This window comes from Bacillus sp. FSL R5-0712 (assembly GCF_038593285.1).
Classification (GTDB): Bacteria; Bacillota; Bacilli; order Bacillales; family Bacillaceae; genus Bacillus; species Bacillus safensis.
Window position 1 is genome coordinate 3,552,320 of the sequence record NZ_CP151981.1, and the last position, 18,808, is coordinate 3,571,127.

Here is an 18,808-nt window from a genome sequence, read left to right on the forward strand (position 1 = left end):
TGATGACGCTTTCATCATAGTATAAGACTGTGACATGCGTCAACCTCTTTTTTCAAATCCAATGACCCATATACACTAATAAGAGTAGTGTGCATAAAAAAAGCCTGCATGCAGGCACGATCATTTTAAACCAATTCGGCTTCCTGCAGACGCTGGACATGCAGCGTGATGTAGCCGATCTCCGATTCAGGGAGATGAAGTCCATATTCATCTTTTAACAAATCAGCGAGTCCAAGTGCACACCGGTACGCCGTATCATACTTTGTTTGGATAAAAATCAGCATGTCTTCGTCCATGATTTGAAATGCCTCATTCGATTCCAACCTGCCTAATGCATACCTCAAATGTGTCACAAGCCGCTGATAGGAAATACTATCCTCATCAATTGAATGCTGAAAATAGCTTTCAATATGCTCGATCATTTCTTTAATCATCGTTGTATATTTCACGGTCTTTTTCATGGACTCCGTATTCATTTTGGCCGTATGAATATGAAGTGCCACATATCCTGCCTCATCGTCCGGCAGTTCAACCCCAAGCCGCTCCTTTACATAACGAATGGCATACTTTCCAATCTCATATTCCTGCTTATATAAGACTTTGATCTCACCAAGCAATTTATTATATAGCACAATGCCTTTTTGAAGGCGTTCAATGGCGAAGGACAAATGATCAGTCAGTGATATGTGAATGTGATCACTGAGCGGCATCATGAGTTTCCCCTCTGCATAACTGATGATATGCTCTGCCACCTCAATATGCGCTTCTGGCAATGTGGCAAGAATTTGTTTGAATTTCTCATTTTCTTCACGCACAACAAAGATTTTCTCTATTTTTTGAAGAGGAACGACGTCATTTTTCCCCTTCTGAAAAGCAATTCCGGGTCCCATCACAATTTTCTCCTGATCGCCCTCCTTCACAACCACTGCGTTGTTATTCAATATTTTATATATCTTCAAGGGGTATCCTCTCCCAGCAGATAACATTTCTTAAGTGGGATTTTACCCTGTTTCACTTTTTCTGTAAAGGTAAGAGCGGACCAGCACGCGCCTCTCGCATCGTCTTCTCTTCAAGCATCATCAGACTTTGTGTAAACCGCTTCTCTGCCCTGCGTTTCTTCTTATGTTCTTCTGCCAGCTTCTCCAGCTCTCTCTCTTTCACTACTTGAAAGAATCCGGCATCCGCCGCGGCCGCCTGAAACCCTTGATTCTTCATCATCACACCAGGGTTCACAAGCACATTCATCATGAAACCAAACCATACGCTCAACCAGCTTTTTAATTTCTTCACTGAACATCCCTCCGCTTTTCTTAGAATCTAGCAGCTCTAGCAAAACAACTGCTCCTATCATATCCCGAGAAAAAAGAGAGGTTTGTCACAATCTGGGTGAAAAAACCAACTAGTTTTCAGAAGTTTTGTTGAAAAGTGCAGAAGATCATCATGTGCCTGGATGTTTCATTGAAAATTTTATACACACGCTATCCCAAAGATAAGCACACCTTATCAACAGGGTTTATCCACATATCAACACCCTTTCACTAGATTTTGTGTATGTAAATTTTTTATTTTCCATATATGCATCTGAATAATCGAGTTATCAACAGACATTTGTGAATAAGTGCAACTTTATAAACAAAATAGTTCTTTGTAACTATGTAAAATAAGACCATTTTAGTAAAGGAATTGTTTTCAACGTATTGAATACTTAATAACGGGCAGTGAATCTTTCCTATTTATCCACAAAAAGAAAGGCTATCTCCCTAAAAACACAGCTAGAAAGGGGAAAATTAATGAAAAAAGTAATATCTCGTTCTTCTGTTCTATTGTTCTCCACTATTTTTATTTTATCCACATTCTTTACCGGTCAACAGGCGGCGGCTGCTCCCTCTAACAAAAAGATGGAACTAGAAAAAGCAGAAATCTTCGGTGAAATCAATGTCAACTCGAGAAAACAAACCACTGTCATTGTTGAATTAAAGGAAAAATCCTTAGTTGAAGCCAAGCAAGAAGGCGAAGCACAAACAAAAGCCTCCCTCAAAAAATCTCGAACAAAAGTAAAGAACGCAGCACTCAAAGAGGTAGATAAAGCGAGTGTTCGTCAAGAATATGAAAAAGTCTTCTCTGGTTTCTCTATGAAACTTCCTGCAAACGAAATCCCGAAGCTGCTCGCAGTTGATGGAGTAAAAGCCGTTTATCCGGATGTTACATATAAAACCGATGAAGTGAAAAAGGAAAGCATCCAGCTTCCAAACGAAGATGTCTCCCCGCTTATGGATAAGAGCGCTCCATTTATCGGTGCACCAAAAGCATGGGATGCCGGCTATTCTGGAAAAGGGGTCAAAGTCGCAGTCATTGATACTGGAGTAGACTATACCCACCCTGATTTAAAAGGAAACTTCGGTTTATACAAAGGCTATGATTTTGTTGATAATGATTATTCTCCGCAAGAGACACCTAAAGGAGATCCTAGAGGCGAATCCACAGATCATGGCACACACGTTGCAGGAACGATTGCGGCAAATGGACAAATTAAAGGGGTCGCAAAGGATGCCACTCTTCTTGCATACCGTGTACTTGGACCAGGTGGCTCTGGAACAACTGAGAACGTTCTTGCAGGCATCGACCGGGCTGTTACTGACGGAGCAGATGTCATGAACCTCTCTCTTGGAAACAGTGTCAATAACCCTGATTATGCAACGAGCATTGCACTTGATTGGGCCATGTCTGAAGGCGTTGTAGCTGTTACTTCGAATGGAAACAGCGGTCCTAATAACTGGACTGTCGGTTCTCCCGGCACGTCAAGAGAGGCCATTTCTGTCGGGGCAACTCAGCTTCCGTACAGCCTTTACAATGTGAAATTCCCGAATTATTCTACTGCAAAAGTCATGGGATACTACCAAGAGAGTGATTTAAAAGCGCTTGACCAAAAACAAGTCACACTCGTCCAAGCAGGAATCGGTGACGAAAAGGCATTTGAAGACATCGATGTTAAAGGAAAGGTGACCGTGATTGAACGTGGTGCCATTGCTTTTGTGGATAAAGTCGACAATGCAAAAGCCGCTGGTGCAATCGGCGTTGTGATGTATAACAATACCGATGGAGAGATTCCAGTCGACGTACCAGGTCTCGCACTTCCTACAATTAAGCTGTCAAAAGCTGAAGGAACAGCGCTTATCAAAGCCATTGAGGCTGGAAACGATACAACGGCTTTCTCCATTCAATTTGTCAAAGAACTTAGTGAGCAAGTCGCTGACTTCTCATCCCGCGGACCGGTTGTGGATACGTGGATGATTAAGCCTGATTTATCAGCACCCGGTGTCAGCATTGTGAGTACGATCCCAACGCATGATCCTTCTCAGCCTTACGGATATGGTTCTAAGCAAGGAACAAGTATGGCATCTCCGCATGTGGCAGGAGTTGCAGCGATCATCAAACAAGCAAAACCATCGTACTCAACTGAACAAATCAAAGCATTGCTGATGAATACAGCAGAAAAACTGTTTGACGCAAATGGCAGCCCATTCCCTCATAACACACAAGGAACAGGCAGCGTTCGAATCATGGAATCACTTCAAGCGTCTTCTATCGTTTCTGATGCGAGCTATTCTTACGGCACTTTCTTAAAGGAAAAAGGCGTTCAAATCAAAACGAAGAAATTTAAGGTAGAAAACCTTTCAAAAGCACCGAAAACGTATACCATTGATTACAAATTCAATGGCAGCGGCATTAGTACAAACGGAACGAAAAAAATCACCGTCAAAGGGAATTCCACTGGATCCTTTACTTCCGCAGTACAGGTGAATTACGGAAAAACCAAAAAAGGGACGTACCAAGGCAGCATCACCATTCGCGAAAATGGCAGAAAGGTCACGGAAATCCCTACTTTATTGATTGTGAAAGAGCCTGATTATCCGCGCGTCACTTCTGTTTCCGTAGAGCCGGACAATCGTGCTGGAAGCTATGTCATTAGCAGCTACCTGCCTGGCGGCGCTGAGAATCTTGCATTCCTTGTCTACTCAACAGATGGAGAGTATTTAGGTGAAGCTGGTGTTTATCAACATGTTGATAAAGGCGAGCACCGCGTAAAATGGAATGGTACGATCAATCAAGGACAGAAGCTTGAATCTGGTGAGTATACAATGCTTGCGTATGCAAGTTTGAAAGGAAAATCAGATACCGTTCAAACGAAAGAACCTTTCGAAATTTACCCTGAATAAATGTGAAGCACAAGAAAAGCCTTGTATGAGCGGATAAGCTCCTCAAGGCTTTTCGATCATATATGGAGGAAAGAGAAATTCATGTTGATATGGCTATGGATCGTTTCTTTTTTTACTGCTTTTTTTCTAACGATCACCTTGGTTTATTTTCTAACCTTTTTACATACGAAGCAGCCTCGTCCTTTTCATCAAGCATGTGAGCTATCTGTTTATACTTCCTGTATCTACCCGCTCAGCCTGCTCGTGTCAGCCGCCTTCTTCCTCACCATGATACTTCTTTTCCCCTTTTATTGGCTGCGTGGACGATAAATATACATACGTTATGCATCAAAGGCTTCTTTTAATAAACGATACGATGTGAGCCGGTCTTGCATGTCATGTGTGATGGTCACTGCGATCAATTCATCTGTTCGATAAGCCTTCGCGAGTGTGGTTAGCTGCTTTTTAACCGATTCTGGTGTTCCAACGACCATCCTTTGACGATTGGCAGCCACTCGTTTTTGTTCATATGGACTGTAGGAATAGCCCTGAGCTTCTTCATATGAAGGAAAACGGCTAAGATTCAGACCCTGTTCATTGGCGAGTAAAGATAAATCTAAGCTGACAGCCAGTTTTTCTGCCTGCTCCTCTGTTTCGGCACATAAAACGAAAACTGCCAGACTAACACGCGGTTCATCACCGAATACTGAAGGTTCAAACCGGTTGATATATTGCGCCACAGAGTCTTCTCCGCCTTCACCATTAATAAAAAGAGCAAACGTGTAGCCTGCACCCGCTTTCGCCGCAAGCCTTGCACTCCCTCCTGAGGAACCAAGCATCCATACTTCCGGCGCAGTCTCTACCTTCGGAGAAGCAGTCAAATGAGGCAGCGGGTAAAATTCATCCGCTAGATCATGTAAATAGACCTTCAATTCTTCTACTTGCTCAGGATATTGATCACCTAAACGCTTTCGCTCCCCATGATGAAGGGCAATAGATGAAATGGGCATACCGCCAGGGGCACGTCCAATCCCAAGATCAATTCTACCAGGAGCCAACGCTTCGAGAACCCTGAAGTTCTCTGCTACTTTATAGGCGCTGTAGTGCGGGAGCATAACGCCGCCCGAGCCAATGCGTATATGCGACGTAACGGCTGATAAATGGCCGAGAAGCACCTCTGGACTCGATCCTGCAAGCCGGTTTGAAAAATGATGCTCTGATACCCAAAAACGGTGATAGCCCCACTTTTCCGCCTGCTTCGCCAGTTCAACCGTCTGCTTCAGTGCTTCAGCAGGCGTTGCGTCTCCAATCAAAGGAGATTGATCCAGTATACTTAATTTCATCATGCTGCACCTCTTACAGAAATCCCCCTCTCTTAATGGAAAGGGGGATTTCTTATTTATTTTCGATTAAAGCCCTTTTCTTTCACAAATTCTCCAAGGAAGGCACGCTTTGGCTGACTAAAGCCTCGCAGCATCTGCTCAGACCAAGTATCTTTTCTCTCGCCATTTGTTCGTTCTTCATAATATGCCGAAATACGATCATCGTATTCTTTTAAATAACGATCCACATGCGCTTCATCTTGCTGATATGAATTTTCATGATATATGAGTTCAACTGGCAATCGTTCCTTTTGTGACGACTGGCTGGATGGATGGCCAACAGCTAGACCGAATAACGGCAGCACATAAGATGGCGTTTCAAGCACTTCAGAGACTTCTCTCAGCTGATTACGCAGTCCGCCAATATAGCAGATCCCAAGTCCCATTGATTCTGCAGCAACACTGACATTTTGTGCAGCCAATGCCGCATCAATGACGCTAATGAGAAAGGCTTCTGTATTCTCAAGCGCCTCCTGATGATTCTTCCCTGCTTTTTTTGCAATATGATCATGGCGTTTCAAGTCTGCACAGAAGACAAAGAAATGCCCGTTCTTCTCAACGTAAGGCTGATTCCCAGCCAGTTCAGCAAGCTTGGCCTTCTTCTCCTGATCTGTTACACCAATAATACTATACGCCTGTACATAGCTTGATGTTGAAGCAGCCTGTGCACTTTTGATCAGTGTCAGTACCTCTTCTTCTGTCAAACGCTCGTCTGTAAACGAACGGATGGATCGATGATTTAATATGGTTTCTATCGTTTTGTTCAATTCGAAGACCTCCTTCACTTCTTCTATCATAAGGCAAAGACATAGTGCTTTTCAAAAATTAAAACTCGCATAAAAAAAGACAGCCTATGCTTAGACTGCCCTTACCCGTTTTATTTAAATAAATAACTTTGATATTTCGTTAATTGAACACTTGCGTTATATGCGATCCCGAATCCAATGAGAACGGACAAGACAGAGCTTCCTCCAAAGCTGATAAATAAGAGCGGAATCCCTGTTACCGGCATCACGCCTATGTTCATCCCAATGTTCTGGAACGTATGGATCACAATCAGCGCTGTATATCCTACGCAGAAAAATGACGCGAACCGGCTATAAGGATGTATTCGGTCAATCAGTACGACCAGCCGGTAGATCAAGAAGAAGAACATGATCACAACAAACGCACAGCCGATAAAGCCAAAGGCTTCACCTATAATGGAGAAAATCATATCCGTTTGTGCTTCAGGAACATAGACCTTTAAGTTTTTAATGCCGTTCCCAAAAATCTGACCTGCACCAATGGCCATAATCGCCTGCTCCACTTGATATTTATCAGATCCAGATGCATCCTGCGTCTGTGCTTGGTTAGCTGACGTAGAGCTATCAGGCAGCCAAGCGGTAATCCGGTTGATTTGGTACTGTTGAATGCCGATTGTTTTCGCAAAATCAGGGAAGAGAATGATGACGGCTAACACAGCGGCAACCAATAGTACAACCACTGAACCGATGAGAGAGATCAGCTTCCAGTTGACCCCTGATAAAAACACCATCACGACAACAATAAACATACAGACCGCCGCCGTCCCTGCATCCTGCAAGAAGATCAGTCCAACTGGTACAGCTGCCACTCCGGCAATTTTTAATAGAAGGAAAATATCATCTTCTAATGTCCGTTTTCCTCTAGGTGAAGACTTTCCAATGACAGATGCGAGCATCATAATCAAACCAATTTTCATGAACTCTGAAGGCTGAAATGTCCCTATTCCAGGTAACACAAACCAGCTTTTCGCCCCATTTTTGATTGGAGCAAAATCATGACCTCCGATTTGTGCAGGAGCAACTTTCAGAAAAAGTAACAGCAGTATGCCGCCTATAAATATATATAAGCTCAGCTTCTCTAATTGCTCCAAATCAAAGTAATTTATGGCTACAATACATATAACTCCGACCATGTAGTAAATAATCTGTCTGGTCCATGCATTAGATCCGTACTGCCCAAATTGACCCGCAGCATAAATCGCAATGACACTGATGGCAAAGAAGGCTAAAAATATAAAAATCAAATCTCCTTGATAGTAAGGAGATGTATTCTGCTTGTTCATGAACTAACCACCCTTATTACAAAACATAAAAGCCCTTATTTATATTAGATTGAAATTTTCACAAAATCAACTCACCTTAAATATGACGGAAGATACATCCGAAAGGTTCCATTCATTTTTCAAAAAATGAAATACTTTTCATCCTAACAATAGGAAAAAATTCCTTTACACTCTTTTCATTCAACCGATCTCAAGTCCTTTAAAAAGATTATTTTACAGATTTTAAGGGGAAAATTCAATGACCTATGTGGCAAGAAGACAAGTAAACATCAGATTAGCATAAGCTGCAATGAGGATTGAGGAATAAAACCATTTTGTATGGAATAAGGCCCATTTTCCAATTATTGCGTTTACTTCAAAGTCAATTGTGGTATAATACCTGTAACAAAATGTTCACAATATCTCCTAAAAACAGACACAATTGCATCCTGACCTCTCATTTGATTTGAACATCAACTTACAAAGGAGTTGGATACGATGGATATGTTCTTTGCGTACCTATGTATTGCAACGGCTACACCCCTGTTTTTATGGCTGGAAAACAGAAAAATTGCATTAGCTTCTATTCCACCCATTATGATTATGTGGATTTTCTTCGGTCTTTACATGACAAGCAGTTTATCTCCAGCAGGACATACCTTCATGATCGCATTCTTTGCCATTAACGTGATTTTGGCTCATATTGCAGCGTTCCTCATCTACGGACTTCCATTCATTCGCAAAAGATTCAGCAGCAGATAGATATCGCCCAACTATTGGAAGCGTTATCACTATCATGATAAAAACCACTCACCTTCAAGAGATGAGTGGTTTTTTATTATTTCTCTGAATGCTCAGACTGCTTTGGTGCAGACGGTGAATAACCGTCTTTACTGTTCTCTCCGTGGCTGTAGTGAGCCGCAAAGATCCAAACAGATCCGATGACGAAGATAATCGCACAGAACAGACCAAACAAAGTATTTCCGACTTGAACAGTTCCGTTCTCGCTCTCTGTCATGTGCATAAACATGAACAGCTGCAAGAATGCTTGAATGAACGCAAAACCAAAGATAATCCATAGTTTTGCGGAACTGCCAATTTCAGCTCCAATGGCAATCCAGAATGCTAAGATTGTCAGCACAATGGATAGAATGAAGCCAACTACGTGTTTCCAAGGGAAGTGTTCGTGCTCTGCTGAGGAATGTGTTTTTCCAGCCATATCACAAAAGCCCCCCTAATCCGATCAAGTAAACAGCTGTGAAGATGAAAATCCATACAACATCAAGGAAATGCCAGTATAGACTTGAGATGAAAATCTTCGCTGCTGTTTGTGGAGTTAATCCACGTTTTTTAATTTGGAACAAGATCCCGGTAATCCAGAAGATACCGATCGATACGTGTAGTCCGTGAGTTCCTAAAAGTACAAAGAATGCAGACCAGTACGCACTTGTATGGATGCTTGCACCCTCATGTACATAATGGAAGAACTCAAAAATCTCAAATCCAACGAAGCCTGCTCCTAGAAGCAGTGTGAGAATCGTCCAAATGACAACCCCTTTTGTACTTCCACGGCGCATTTCATGAACGGCAATCCCGCATGTAAATGAACTAACCAATAGCAGGAATGTCATGATCAATACAAGCTTCATATCAAACAGCTCAGCTGGTAAAACGCCGCCAGCTGTTCTGCCATGTAGAACAAAGTAGGTCGCAAAAAGTGTTGAGAACAACACGATTTCCGCGCCAAGGAATATCCAGAAACCAAGGATGTTTAAACGTCCAGTTTCAGACTGATATTCAAGCGGTGCATTTGCATAGCTGCTATCATTATGTCCCATTACTTCTGCGCCTCCTTATTCTTTTTCTCTGTTTCAATCACTTCTTCAACAGGAATATAGTAGCCATTGTCATATTCGAATGAACGTAAAATCATCGTTGCGAATACACCAATTAAGCCAATAACGCCAATCCAGTACCATTCAAATACAAGACCGAATGCACCAAGTCCAAAGAATGCAGACATGATCAGTGGTCTGCCTGAATTATGCGGCATGTGAATTTTCTTGAATTCTTTTTCAGGATGAACGTCCACATTGTTTTGCTTCCAATGATGGAATGCATCTGGTGTTGTCACTTCTGGAAGTGCTGCAAAGTTATAATGCGGCGGAATTGCAGAAGATGTTGCCCAGTCAAGTGTACGTCCTTCTCCCCAGCTGTCTCCAGACACTTCACGTTTCGCGTGTCTCCAGCTGTAGTAAATGTTGTAGCAAAGGATGATGAATCCGATACCCATCATAAATGCACCAATTGTTGAAATAAAGTTTAGTGCAGTCCAGCCATCTTCTGGTCCATACGTATAGATACGTCTTGGCATTCCTTGCAGTCCTAAGAAGTACTGCGGGAAGAAACAGATGTTAAATCCGATCATAAATACCCAGAAGAACCATTTGCCGATTCTTTCGTTTAACTTGTAACCAAACATTTTTGGATACCAGAAAACAAGACCAGCAAAACATGCAAATACAGTACCTGCGATTAATACATAGTGGAAGTGGGATACAAGGAAGTACGTGTTATGGTACTGGTAATCCGCAGCTGCCATCGCAAGCATAACCCCAGTTACACCACCGATTACGAAGTTCGGGATGAAACCAAGTGCCCAAAGCATTGGTGATGTAAAGCTGATACGGCCTCGATACATCGTAAAGAGCCAGTTAAAGATTTTCACACCTGTTGGTACAGAAATCGCCATTGTTGTGATCGAGAAGAATGAGTTAACCGCTGCACTGTTCCCCATTGTAAAGAAGTGGTGAACCCACACAAGGAAACTAAGAACAGAGATTGCCACAATTGATACAACCATCGCTTTGTAACCAAACAACTGCTTTCTTGAGAACGTCGCAAAGATTTCTGAGAAAATACCGAAAGCCGGCAGGATAACAATATATACCTCAGGATGTCCCCAAATCCAGAAAAGGTTCGCCCAAAGCATCGGCATACCGCCTGCTTCGAGTGTAAAGAATGCAGAACCGAATAAACGATCAAATGTCATAAGTGCTAAAGCAACTGTTAGTACAGGGAATGCAAAAACGATGATGACAGACGTAATCAATGTTGTCCATGTAAACATTGGCATACGCATAAGTGTCATACCTTTTGTACGCATTTTTAAGATGGTCACCATGAAGTTAATACCTGTCATAAGTGTACCAATACCTGCAATTTGGAGCCCGAGCAAGTAGTAGTTCTGTCCAGGTCCTGGTGAGAAATCATTTCCGGCGAGCGGCATGTAACTCGTCCAGCCTGCACTTGGTGATCCTCCAATAACGAAGGAAATGTTGAACAGCATTGCTCCGACCATGAATGTCCAGAAGCTAAGGTTGTTCAAATAAGGGAATGCAACGTCACGTGCACCAATTTGAAGAGGAACAACGACGTTGATTAAACCAATTAAAAATGGCATCGCCATGAATAGAATCATGATCGTACCATGCGTTGTAAAGATTTCATTATAGTGGTTTGAATCTAAAAATGTATTATTAGGAAGCGCCAGCTGCGCGCGCATCATCAGTCCGTCTACCCCACCGCGGAAGAACATAATCACAGCAGCAAGGATATACATGATTCCAAGCTTTTTATGATCAACTGATGTCAGCCATTCTTTCCAAAGCCATTTCCACTTTTTAAAGTAGGTTAAAACAAACACAATGGCAATGGAAGTGAGAGCGATAGAAATTTGCGCACCAAGAATTAATGGGTCTCCAGTTACAAAAAACTCATCCCATTTTAAATGCATAACGGCCTCCTCCTTTCCTTAGTCAGTTTATTCTTTTTCTAGTTTACTTTTATAGTTCTTCACATTCTCGAAAGGATCTGTCTTGGAATGCGGAGAAACTGATTGATAACCTAAACGTTTGCGTGCTTGGAGTGCATATTCAGAATCCTCTCCATGCTTCGCAAAGGATAAATGTGTTGATGAGAATGTCTGCACATCTGCAGCATCAGGAAGCATCAAGTAGTCATACGTTTTCTTCGTTAACTTTGGTGCTTCTTTCTTCGTTTTGTTTACCCATTTATCATAGTCAGACTGCGTCATCGCATTGACTTTGAATTTTTGCTGAGCAAAGCCCGGGCCTGTGAAGTTGGCGTTTCTTCCTTGGTATGTGCCTACTTCATCAGCTTGAAGATATTGTTCCATTTCCATTCCAGCCATCGCGTACTTCTCCCCGCCTAGCTGAGGAATCCATAGTGATGCCATTGTATCAGCAGAAGTGATTTTAAATAAAACCGGCTGATCTTTTGGAATGTTTAAGTAGTTCACTGTCTCAATATTTTCCTCTGGATAACTGAAGATCCATTTCCAATCGACAGCTGTCGCATAAACGACAAGTGGATCTTTATGGCTTGTTGCTTGAGGTGCCTCTTCCAAAGAGTAAATTGTTTTTACAGTTGGAATCGAAAGGGCAGCAACGATTAATATTGGGATCACTGTCCAGATAACTTCTAGAAGCGTATTCCCGTGAATTTCTGGATTATAAGAGGCGTTTCCAACGTCCTTGCGCTCACGGTATTTAACCAAAATGATGGTAAAGAGAACAAATACCGCACCAACGATAAAGAGCATAAATCCGATAGATAAAAGGATTAAGTCTTTTTGCTGTGCTGCGACTGGCCCTTTAGGGTCTAAAACAGCGATATTGCTGCAACCTCCTAATACAAACACGCTCACGAGCATCGCTAATAAAAGCATAGGTTTAATGACTCTGAACAAGAAGATCACCATCCTTCCTTAAATAATGTATAAATTGCTGAATAATTGTGAAAAGCCATCTGCCTTCGAAAACTTTTCTTCCCTTTGTAATGCTATCAAAATCTGTTAGAGTTAGCTTCCCTTTTTTCAAAAGTTCATTTATTTTTCAACAGATTTCTTTTAAAATGTCATAAATTCGACATAAATTTATATTATTGCACACACAATAAATTTCTAGGATTTTGAAAAGTTGAGAGTTGAAGGCAAAGGACAAACAATCAAGAACTTTGTCAAATTTAGGTTTACCACAATAAAAAAGTTTGGTCAAATTTCAATTTAACTTACTGAAATTTTATCTAGGTAAACAATTTCAAAATAGGTATCCCCACATTTAACAAAAACCTTACTTATTTTAACGCAAGTTGATAAGAAAAGAAAGTACCGATCCTCTGACTATGCGCTGTAAGAATTGGTAATCATGATGAATTTGTGGAATCTCACTAATGACTTCCAGCAAAAAACCGGCTCAGCGCCGGCATTTTGCAGTTATTCATCTCTTACCAAAATATCAGGGCGTCTATAGATGTCCCCTTCATGTTCAATGTCAATGTATGTCCACTTGCCTGTATAGGTTAAAAAGCGGTTCCCCTCTTTCTCTACGACCATCGTATCCTCTGACTTCAATCCAGGCAATGAAGGATTCCAAGTAAACACTTGGTGCAGCTGAATTTCTTCCTTCGATGAAGGAACTGCAATGATTTCTCTAGATACAAAGCCCGTTTTTCCCCCTTGATGAAGCTTTTTCCAGCTATCAGGGAAGCCCTCTTTTTCATACTGAGCAATACCTGCTTTCAATACATCTCCCAATGTCTTACCAGGGCGCGTGGCGGCATTCATGACGGTGTCAATTCGTGCAAGCCGCTCTTTGTTCTCTTCAAGCTCCTTTGGAAGCTGACCGAAGTAAACAGACCTTGTGACATTCGCCACGAGTCCATGCCGTTCAGCACATAGGACAACAAGTGCATGCTTTTGAAGTGCTTTGTCTGTTGGAATTGGATGACGGTATTGATGAATTCGGTCATCTGTTGCCACAAGCAGTACCTCTATCGTCATTCCCTGCGCGATCGCTTTTTGAGCCGCAAGCGAAGCGATTTCGTGCTCCGTCTGTCCTGGAACGATTTCTTTACAGACACTTTCTACAATGACCGCTGTTTCATGACAAAGCATTTCATATTGGCGGAGCTGTGATGTGGAAAGAATGGATCGGACTTGCGACAAATCCGGCTCGACCCATTCAAATCCACCCATTTGAATGTCTGACCCGATTCGTTTGTCTTTTGTGAGTGTTTGAATGTGTGCCGTATCATCCTCAAACCAATCCATCGTCACCACTTGAAATGGGTGATCGATATACGCCATCTCTTCTTCAATGATCCGCTTTTCTTCCATTTGATTCACAATGAGGACGATGTCGTCTTTTAACACAAGCAGCTTGCACACGCCCTCTGGTGTATTTAACACAATGTGATTTCTTCTTCCTCCTGTCAGCCAGGAGAAGTTATTACGCTTTTGAATCAAGACACCGTCGAGCTGTTTTTCTTCCATTAATGTTCTTACTTGTTCAATCATCTAATCACCTGCCTATATGAGTGTATGAATGAAACGTTTAAAAGCTGTTTTCCCTTGCTCGGTTCTTTTAAACACGCCCGCCTGTGAGAGAATACGAGAAAAAATCATGCCGACTTCTTTTTGTAAAATGGCTTCTGTGTTGTCCTCTGTAAAGGTGTTCTCTTCAAGCAGACGCTTTGCCCATGTTTCGTGTTTCGTGATAGCAGGGCGGGCTTTGATTTCTTCAAGGGGTTTTTTGGATAGCAGTGCTTCTTTTAATTGGCTTAATTCCTCTGCTAATCTACCAGGAAGAACTGCAAGACCCATCACTTCAATTAATCCGATATTCTCTTTTTTAATATGATGGACTTCTTCATGCGGGTGGAAAATTCCATCCGGGTGCCGCTCGTTTGTACGATTATTACGCAGCACTAGATCTAATTCATAGTCATCTCCATGGCGGCGTGCAATTGGTGTAATGGTATTATGCGGCGTCTCTCCTGTATGAGCCAGCAGCTCCACTTCTTCATCTGAATACATTTTCCACTCGCTTAAGATAAAGTCTGCGGCGTCTGCAAGCGTCTGCCGGTCGCTGCTTCGAAGCCGGATGACAGACATCGGCCATTTCACAATGCCAGCCCTCACATTCGGAAAGGCATTCAGAGAAAAGACCTCTTCCACCTCCGCTTTCGCCATCGGAAATTCATGCGCACCGCCCTGAAAATGGTCATGACTTAATATACTGCCCCCGACAATCGGAAGGTCGGCGTTCGATCCGATGAAATAGTGCGGATATATATATATGAAAGAAAGCAGTCGTTCAAACGTCTTTTTGGTGATGCTCATCGGCTCATGTTCGCCTTTGAACACAATGCAGTGCTCGTTGTAATACACATAAGGTGAAAATTGTAGAAACCAAGATTCATCAGTGAGTGTCACAGGAATAATCCGGTGATTCTGTCTCGCTGGATGGTTGATCCGCCCCCCAAACCCAACGTTTTCTTTACAAAGGAGACAAAGAGGATATTGCTTTTGACTAAGCTTTTTGGCTTCAGCGATTGCTTTTGGGTCCTTTTCCGGCTTTGATAGATTAATTGTGATCTCCAGCACGCCATCATCTGTTGGTGTAAACCACTGCACATTTTTGGCGATTCTGCCTGTATGAATATAGTGTGCGTGCTGCTGCATTTCATAGAACCAGCTTGTAGCCGCCTCTGGCCCTTCATGCTGGCGTTTCTCTTCAAACTTTGCGTAGATGACACTTGGAGGCGCCACCAAGCATCCCATGATTTTCGCATCCAGTAAATCGCGATACGTATCCGTCCCCTCAGGGATAAGGCCAGTCTCAGCTGCCCAATCAAGCATCGGCATTAAGATGTCTTCAAGCTCCGCCTCCCCTGAGACTGTTCTTGGCTCAGCTTCATCCAGCCCAAGCACCTCAAGCAGCCGATTTCTCGTATAATCGATATCTAGTCGTGTGATCAGCTCATGATTGATCCCGTATTGAATCAGCTGTTCCAGTTTTTCAAAAATATCAACCGCCATTCTCTCTGTCCCCTCTCTTACCTGCCTGTTATGCGTTATTTACTCTGGTAGCCGTCTGGATGCTTCTGAAACCAATCCCACGCACTTTGAATGATGGTGTGAAGGTCAGCATATTGAGGTGTCCACCCTAATTCTTGCAGCGCTTTTTCAGAAGAAGCTATCAGCTTTGCTGGATCCCCCGCACGTCTGTCAGCCACCTGTGCTGGGATCGCATGCCCCGTGACGTTTCTAACAGCATCTACTACCTGCTTCACGGAGAAACCAGTGCCATTCCCTAAGTTATATGTTGCACTTTCTTTTCCAGCGCGCAGACGATCAACAGCTAAGATGTGCGCGTCTACTAAATCCATGACATGAATGTAATCCCTAATACACGTGCCATCCTCTGTCTCATAATCATCACCGTAAATCATGATCTGATCTCGTTTTCCTAAAGCCACTTGCAGAATAATCGGAATGAGATGTGTCTCAGGCTGATGATCCTCTCCGACAAGGCCTTCTATATGAGCGCCAGCTACATTAAAGTAGCGAAGCACAACGTATTTCATTCCATATGCCTGCTCAGACCACTTCAGCATTTTTTCAATGGCTAGTTTCGTTTCTCCATAAGGATTGGTTGGATTCGTCTCATCCGTTTCAACGATCGGCACTCGCTTTGGTTCACCATATGTGGCAGCGGTTGATGAGAAAACGATGTGTTTCACATCAAATTCATTCATCACCTGAAGTAAGGCTGTCGCTCCTCCAACGTTGTTGTCATAGTACTTTAGCGGGTCTGTTACACTCTCGCCGACAAGTGAATCTGCGGCAAAGTGCATCACCGCTTCTATTTGATGTGTTTTGAAAACCTGTCTTAAAAAATCTTGATCTCGTAAATCTCCCTCTTCTAAAACAGCTCCCTCCAAAACAGCTTCTTTGTGGCCTGTCTGCAAATTATCCACTACCACCACTTGTTCGCCTTTCGCTAAAAGAGCAGCTACCGCATGGCTGCCAATGTACCCTGCTCCCCCGCACACTAAAATTGTCATTACACTTCCTCCTTCGTGAGTTCTCTTGCGCCGCCTCCAATTCCAGCTGTGTAAAAAGAGGCTTGAATGCCTGTCTTCTCTTGATAAATCGCACCCGTTTCTTTTATAAATGATGCCAGCTGCTTTTCTTTCACAATACTGATCGTGCAGCCGCCAAAACCTGCACCCGTCATACGAGAGCCAATCGTTCCAGGATGGAGCCAAGCGGCTTCTGCAAGTGTATCTAGTTCAAATCCAGTCACTTCATAATCATTCTTTAAAGAGAGATGAGAAGACTTCATAAGCGCACCTATTTCATCCATTTTATCATCTTTCAGAAATTTGACCGCTTTTATGGTCCGCTCGTTTTCTGTCACTACGTGTCTTGCACGTTTGCGGCATGTTTCATCCTGAATCAAATGGGCATGTTCGGCAAATTCATCTGCCGTGAGCTCACATAAGTGGGCAAGATCGATTTCTTTTCGTAAATCGTTTAAAGCTGATTGACACTCTGACCGGCGTTCATTGTATTTGGAGTCTGCCAGTGTCCGCTTTTTGTTTGTATTGGCAATGACAAGCGCCAGCCCCTCTTGCCGAAACGGACTGTATTCAAAATCAAGGGTATCGCAATTAAGCAAAATGGCGTGATCTTCTTTTCCAAGAGCAATTGAAAACTGATCCATGATGCCGCAATTGACGCCAATAAAGTCATTTTCTGCACGCTGCGAAAGGAGGGCAAGACGGGCACTTGAAACGCCGAATGAATGCCATTCATTGATAAAGACAGCGGTGACAAGTTCGATGGAGGCAGAGGAAGACAGCCCTGCGCCATTGGGAATATTGCCGCCGTATACAATGTCAAAGCCTTCTTCTATCTTCATCCCTGCTTCGATAAACTGATGGAACACACCCTTCGGATAATTTGCCCAGCCGTCCGACTCCAAGTAAGCGATTTCAAAAAGGTCGAATTCTTTCACACCATCGCCATCAAAGTTCAAGGAATACATTCTCACGCGGCCATCTGACCGCTTTGCACATGCTGCATATGTACCGAGAGTGAGCGCACAAGGGAATACATGACCTCCATTGTAATCTGTATGTTCACCAATCAAGTTCACTCTTCCCGGGGCAAAAAAATAGCGAAGTTCTTCTTCTCTATCCCCAAATTGCTGGTGAAATGCCGTGCGTAACATATCGATCATATCCATTCCCCTTTTCTCTTCTGATACTCTTATTTTAGTTGCCTGAACTGCGTATGTTCAATGGTAAAAAAATCGTTAAAAAATACCCTTTTTTTGCTGTGAATGGTACGATGTGATATGAGGTGTACCATGATTCAAAATAGAAAAAGGTTGTTTTTTGCTGTGAAGGAGGTTTTCCAATTTGAAGAAGGAAGCATTTGCATTTCGTTTTCACCATTCTGATGTTACATTGCCGGCACAAATATGGTCTGTTGGCTGGGAGGTTCAATCATCTTCGTTATACAGCTGGAATGGCGTGGAGCGGAAGGATCAGGGCAAGTGCATCTTTCAGCTCACACTGTCTGGACACGGCATGATTGAAATCGGACAGAAGCGGTTCAAAGTCTTGCCGGGGCAGGCCTTTCTTGTGAAAAGTCCAAGTGCCTATCAATATTATTTTCCAGAGGACAGTGAGCATTGGGAATTTCTCTATTTGACGCTTTATGGGGAAGCCTGTGATCTTTGCTTTGACCAATTTATAGATCAAGGAAAGCAGGTCATGCGTTTTCATCCTCATTCCAAACCGATCCGCCTGCTGAAGAAAATTTATGATGAAGCCAGTGAAAGACGGATTACCAATCCATTTGAGGGGTCTAGCCTTGCTTATCAATTTGTCATGGAACTGTATTCATATTTGCCAAAGCTTGAGGGACAAATGGAGAAATGGCCTGAGCCCATCGTCCAAGCGGCCTTGTTTGCCAGCCATCATTTTCACGAGGAAATTGGCCCAGACGATATGGCAGCTGCGGCACGTTTATCCAAAAGTCATTTTACGAGAGAATTCAAAAAGGCCACTGGCTTCACACCTATTCACTACTTAACCAATATCCGGTTAGAAAAGGCGGAAACATTACTAAAAACAACGAAATACTCGATTGAAGAAATCGCCATACAGTGCGGCTACCGAAATGCGAATTACTTGAATAAAGTCTTTCGAAAGAAAATCGGCATGTCTCCAAAGCAACTGCGGGAAACAAGCGATGCATAATAAAAAGCAGCCGCTGCATCATT

At 42.8% G+C, this 18,808-nt stretch carries 16 protein-coding genes; 3 read left to right on the forward strand and 13 right to left on the reverse strand.

What is annotated here, in order from left to right; all coding sequences use genetic code 11:
• Positions 1 to 125: 125 nt before the first annotated feature.
• Together NSU11_RS18360 and NSU11_RS18365 are read right to left on the reverse strand one after the other, a co-directional pair.
• A complete protein-coding gene (locus NSU11_RS18360; protein ID WP_024423828.1) occupies positions 126 to 959 on the reverse strand; it encodes a PRD domain-containing protein in 834 nt (277 codons plus the stop codon).
• A 52-nt stretch (positions 960 to 1,011) separates the two neighbouring features.
• Positions 1,012 to 1,290: a hypothetical protein gene (locus NSU11_RS18365; protein WP_024423829.1), complete on the reverse strand. Its 279-nt coding sequence runs from the start codon at positions 1,288 to 1,290 to the stop codon at positions 1,012 to 1,014.
• Between the two features lie 500 nt (positions 1,291 to 1,790).
• Here NSU11_RS18365 and NSU11_RS18370 point away from each other — a divergent pair, with 500 nt between their 5' ends.
• A complete protein-coding gene (locus tag NSU11_RS18370) occupies positions 1,791 to 4,217 on the forward strand; it encodes a S8 family serine peptidase (protein ID WP_342493710.1) in 2,427 nt (808 codons plus the stop codon).
• Positions 4,218 to 4,537: 320 nt separating this feature from the next.
• On the opposite strand, the gene NSU11_RS18375 is transcribed toward NSU11_RS18370, so the two are convergent.
• The 3 genes from NSU11_RS18375 to NSU11_RS18385 all read right to left on the reverse strand — a co-directional run bounded on the left by NSU11_RS18375 (position 4,538) and on the right by NSU11_RS18385 (position 7,667).
• Positions 4,538 to 5,542, reverse strand: a complete 1,005-nt coding sequence (locus NSU11_RS18375; protein WP_048237747.1) for an LLM class flavin-dependent oxidoreductase — start codon at positions 5,540 to 5,542, stop codon at positions 4,538 to 4,540.
• A 53-nt stretch (positions 5,543 to 5,595) separates the two neighbouring features.
• Positions 5,596 to 6,345 carry an oxygen-insensitive NADPH nitroreductase gene (nfsA, locus tag NSU11_RS18380; RefSeq protein ID WP_342493711.1) on the reverse strand — a complete coding sequence of 250 codons (750 nt, stop codon included), beginning with the start codon at positions 6,343 to 6,345 and terminating at the stop codon, positions 5,596 to 5,598.
• Between the two features lie 110 nt (positions 6,346 to 6,455).
• Positions 6,456 to 7,667, reverse strand: a complete 1,212-nt coding sequence (locus NSU11_RS18385) for an FtsW/RodA/SpoVE family cell cycle protein (RefSeq protein ID WP_048237750.1) — start codon at positions 7,665 to 7,667, stop codon at positions 6,456 to 6,458.
• 477 nt (positions 7,668 to 8,144) lie between these two features.
• On the opposite strand from NSU11_RS18385, the gene NSU11_RS18390 reads away from it, so the two are divergent.
• Positions 8,145 to 8,408, forward strand: coding sequence for a spore morphogenesis/germination protein YwcE (locus NSU11_RS18390; RefSeq protein WP_008345491.1), 264 nt, complete (start codon positions 8,145 to 8,147; stop codon positions 8,406 to 8,408).
• Between the two features lie 76 nt (positions 8,409 to 8,484).
• On the opposite strand, the gene qoxD is transcribed toward NSU11_RS18390, so the two are convergent.
• The 8 genes from qoxD to NSU11_RS18430 form a co-directional block, all read right to left on the reverse strand.
• Entirely contained in the window at positions 8,485 to 8,865 is a 381-nt protein-coding gene (qoxD, locus tag NSU11_RS18395) for a cytochrome aa3 quinol oxidase subunit IV (RefSeq protein ID WP_007497818.1), read from the reverse strand.
• Position 8,866: 1 nt separating this feature from the next.
• Positions 8,867 to 9,484 carry a cytochrome aa3 quinol oxidase subunit III gene (qoxC, locus tag NSU11_RS18400; RefSeq protein ID WP_008359616.1) on the reverse strand — a complete coding sequence of 206 codons (618 nt, stop codon included), beginning with the start codon at positions 9,482 to 9,484 and terminating at the stop codon, positions 8,867 to 8,869.
• Positions 9,484 to 11,442, reverse strand: a complete 1,959-nt coding sequence (gene qoxB, locus NSU11_RS18405) for a cytochrome aa3 quinol oxidase subunit I (RefSeq protein ID WP_048237752.1) — start codon at positions 11,440 to 11,442, stop codon at positions 9,484 to 9,486. Before qoxB ends, qoxC begins: the two co-directional genes overlap by 1 nt.
• A 27-nt stretch (positions 11,443 to 11,469) precedes the next feature.
• The gene (qoxA, locus tag NSU11_RS18410) at positions 11,470 to 12,426 is read right to left on the reverse strand and encodes a cytochrome aa3 quinol oxidase subunit II (protein WP_252058346.1); all 957 of its coding nucleotides are present in this window, start codon (positions 12,424 to 12,426) and stop codon (positions 11,470 to 11,472) included.
• A gap of 516 nt (positions 12,427 to 12,942) precedes the next feature.
• On the reverse strand, positions 12,943 to 14,025 hold the full coding sequence (locus NSU11_RS18415; RefSeq protein ID WP_342493712.1) for an aminopeptidase P family protein: 1,083 nt from the start codon (positions 14,023 to 14,025) through the stop codon (positions 12,943 to 12,945).
• A gap of 12 nt (positions 14,026 to 14,037) precedes the next feature.
• The gene (galT, locus tag NSU11_RS18420) at positions 14,038 to 15,549 is read right to left on the reverse strand and encodes a UDP-glucose--hexose-1-phosphate uridylyltransferase (RefSeq protein WP_342493713.1); all 1,512 of its coding nucleotides are present in this window, start codon (positions 15,547 to 15,549) and stop codon (positions 14,038 to 14,040) included.
• 35 nt (positions 15,550 to 15,584) lie between these two features.
• Positions 15,585 to 16,577, reverse strand: coding sequence for a UDP-glucose 4-epimerase GalE (galE, locus tag NSU11_RS18425; protein ID WP_149126157.1), 993 nt, complete (start codon positions 16,575 to 16,577; stop codon positions 15,585 to 15,587).
• Complete coding sequence (locus NSU11_RS18430; protein ID WP_149126156.1) at positions 16,577 to 17,764, reverse strand: galactokinase; 1,188 nt, start codon at positions 17,762 to 17,764, stop codon at positions 16,577 to 16,579. Before NSU11_RS18430 ends, galE begins: the two co-directional genes overlap by 1 nt.
• A gap of 175 nt (positions 17,765 to 17,939) precedes the next feature.
• Between NSU11_RS18430 and NSU11_RS18435 the strand changes: the two genes are divergently transcribed.
• Positions 17,940 to 18,785: an AraC family transcriptional regulator gene (locus NSU11_RS18435; protein WP_024423841.1), complete on the forward strand. Its 846-nt coding sequence runs from the start codon at positions 17,940 to 17,942 to the stop codon at positions 18,783 to 18,785.
• The last annotated feature ends 23 nt before the right edge of the window (positions 18,786 to 18,808 follow it).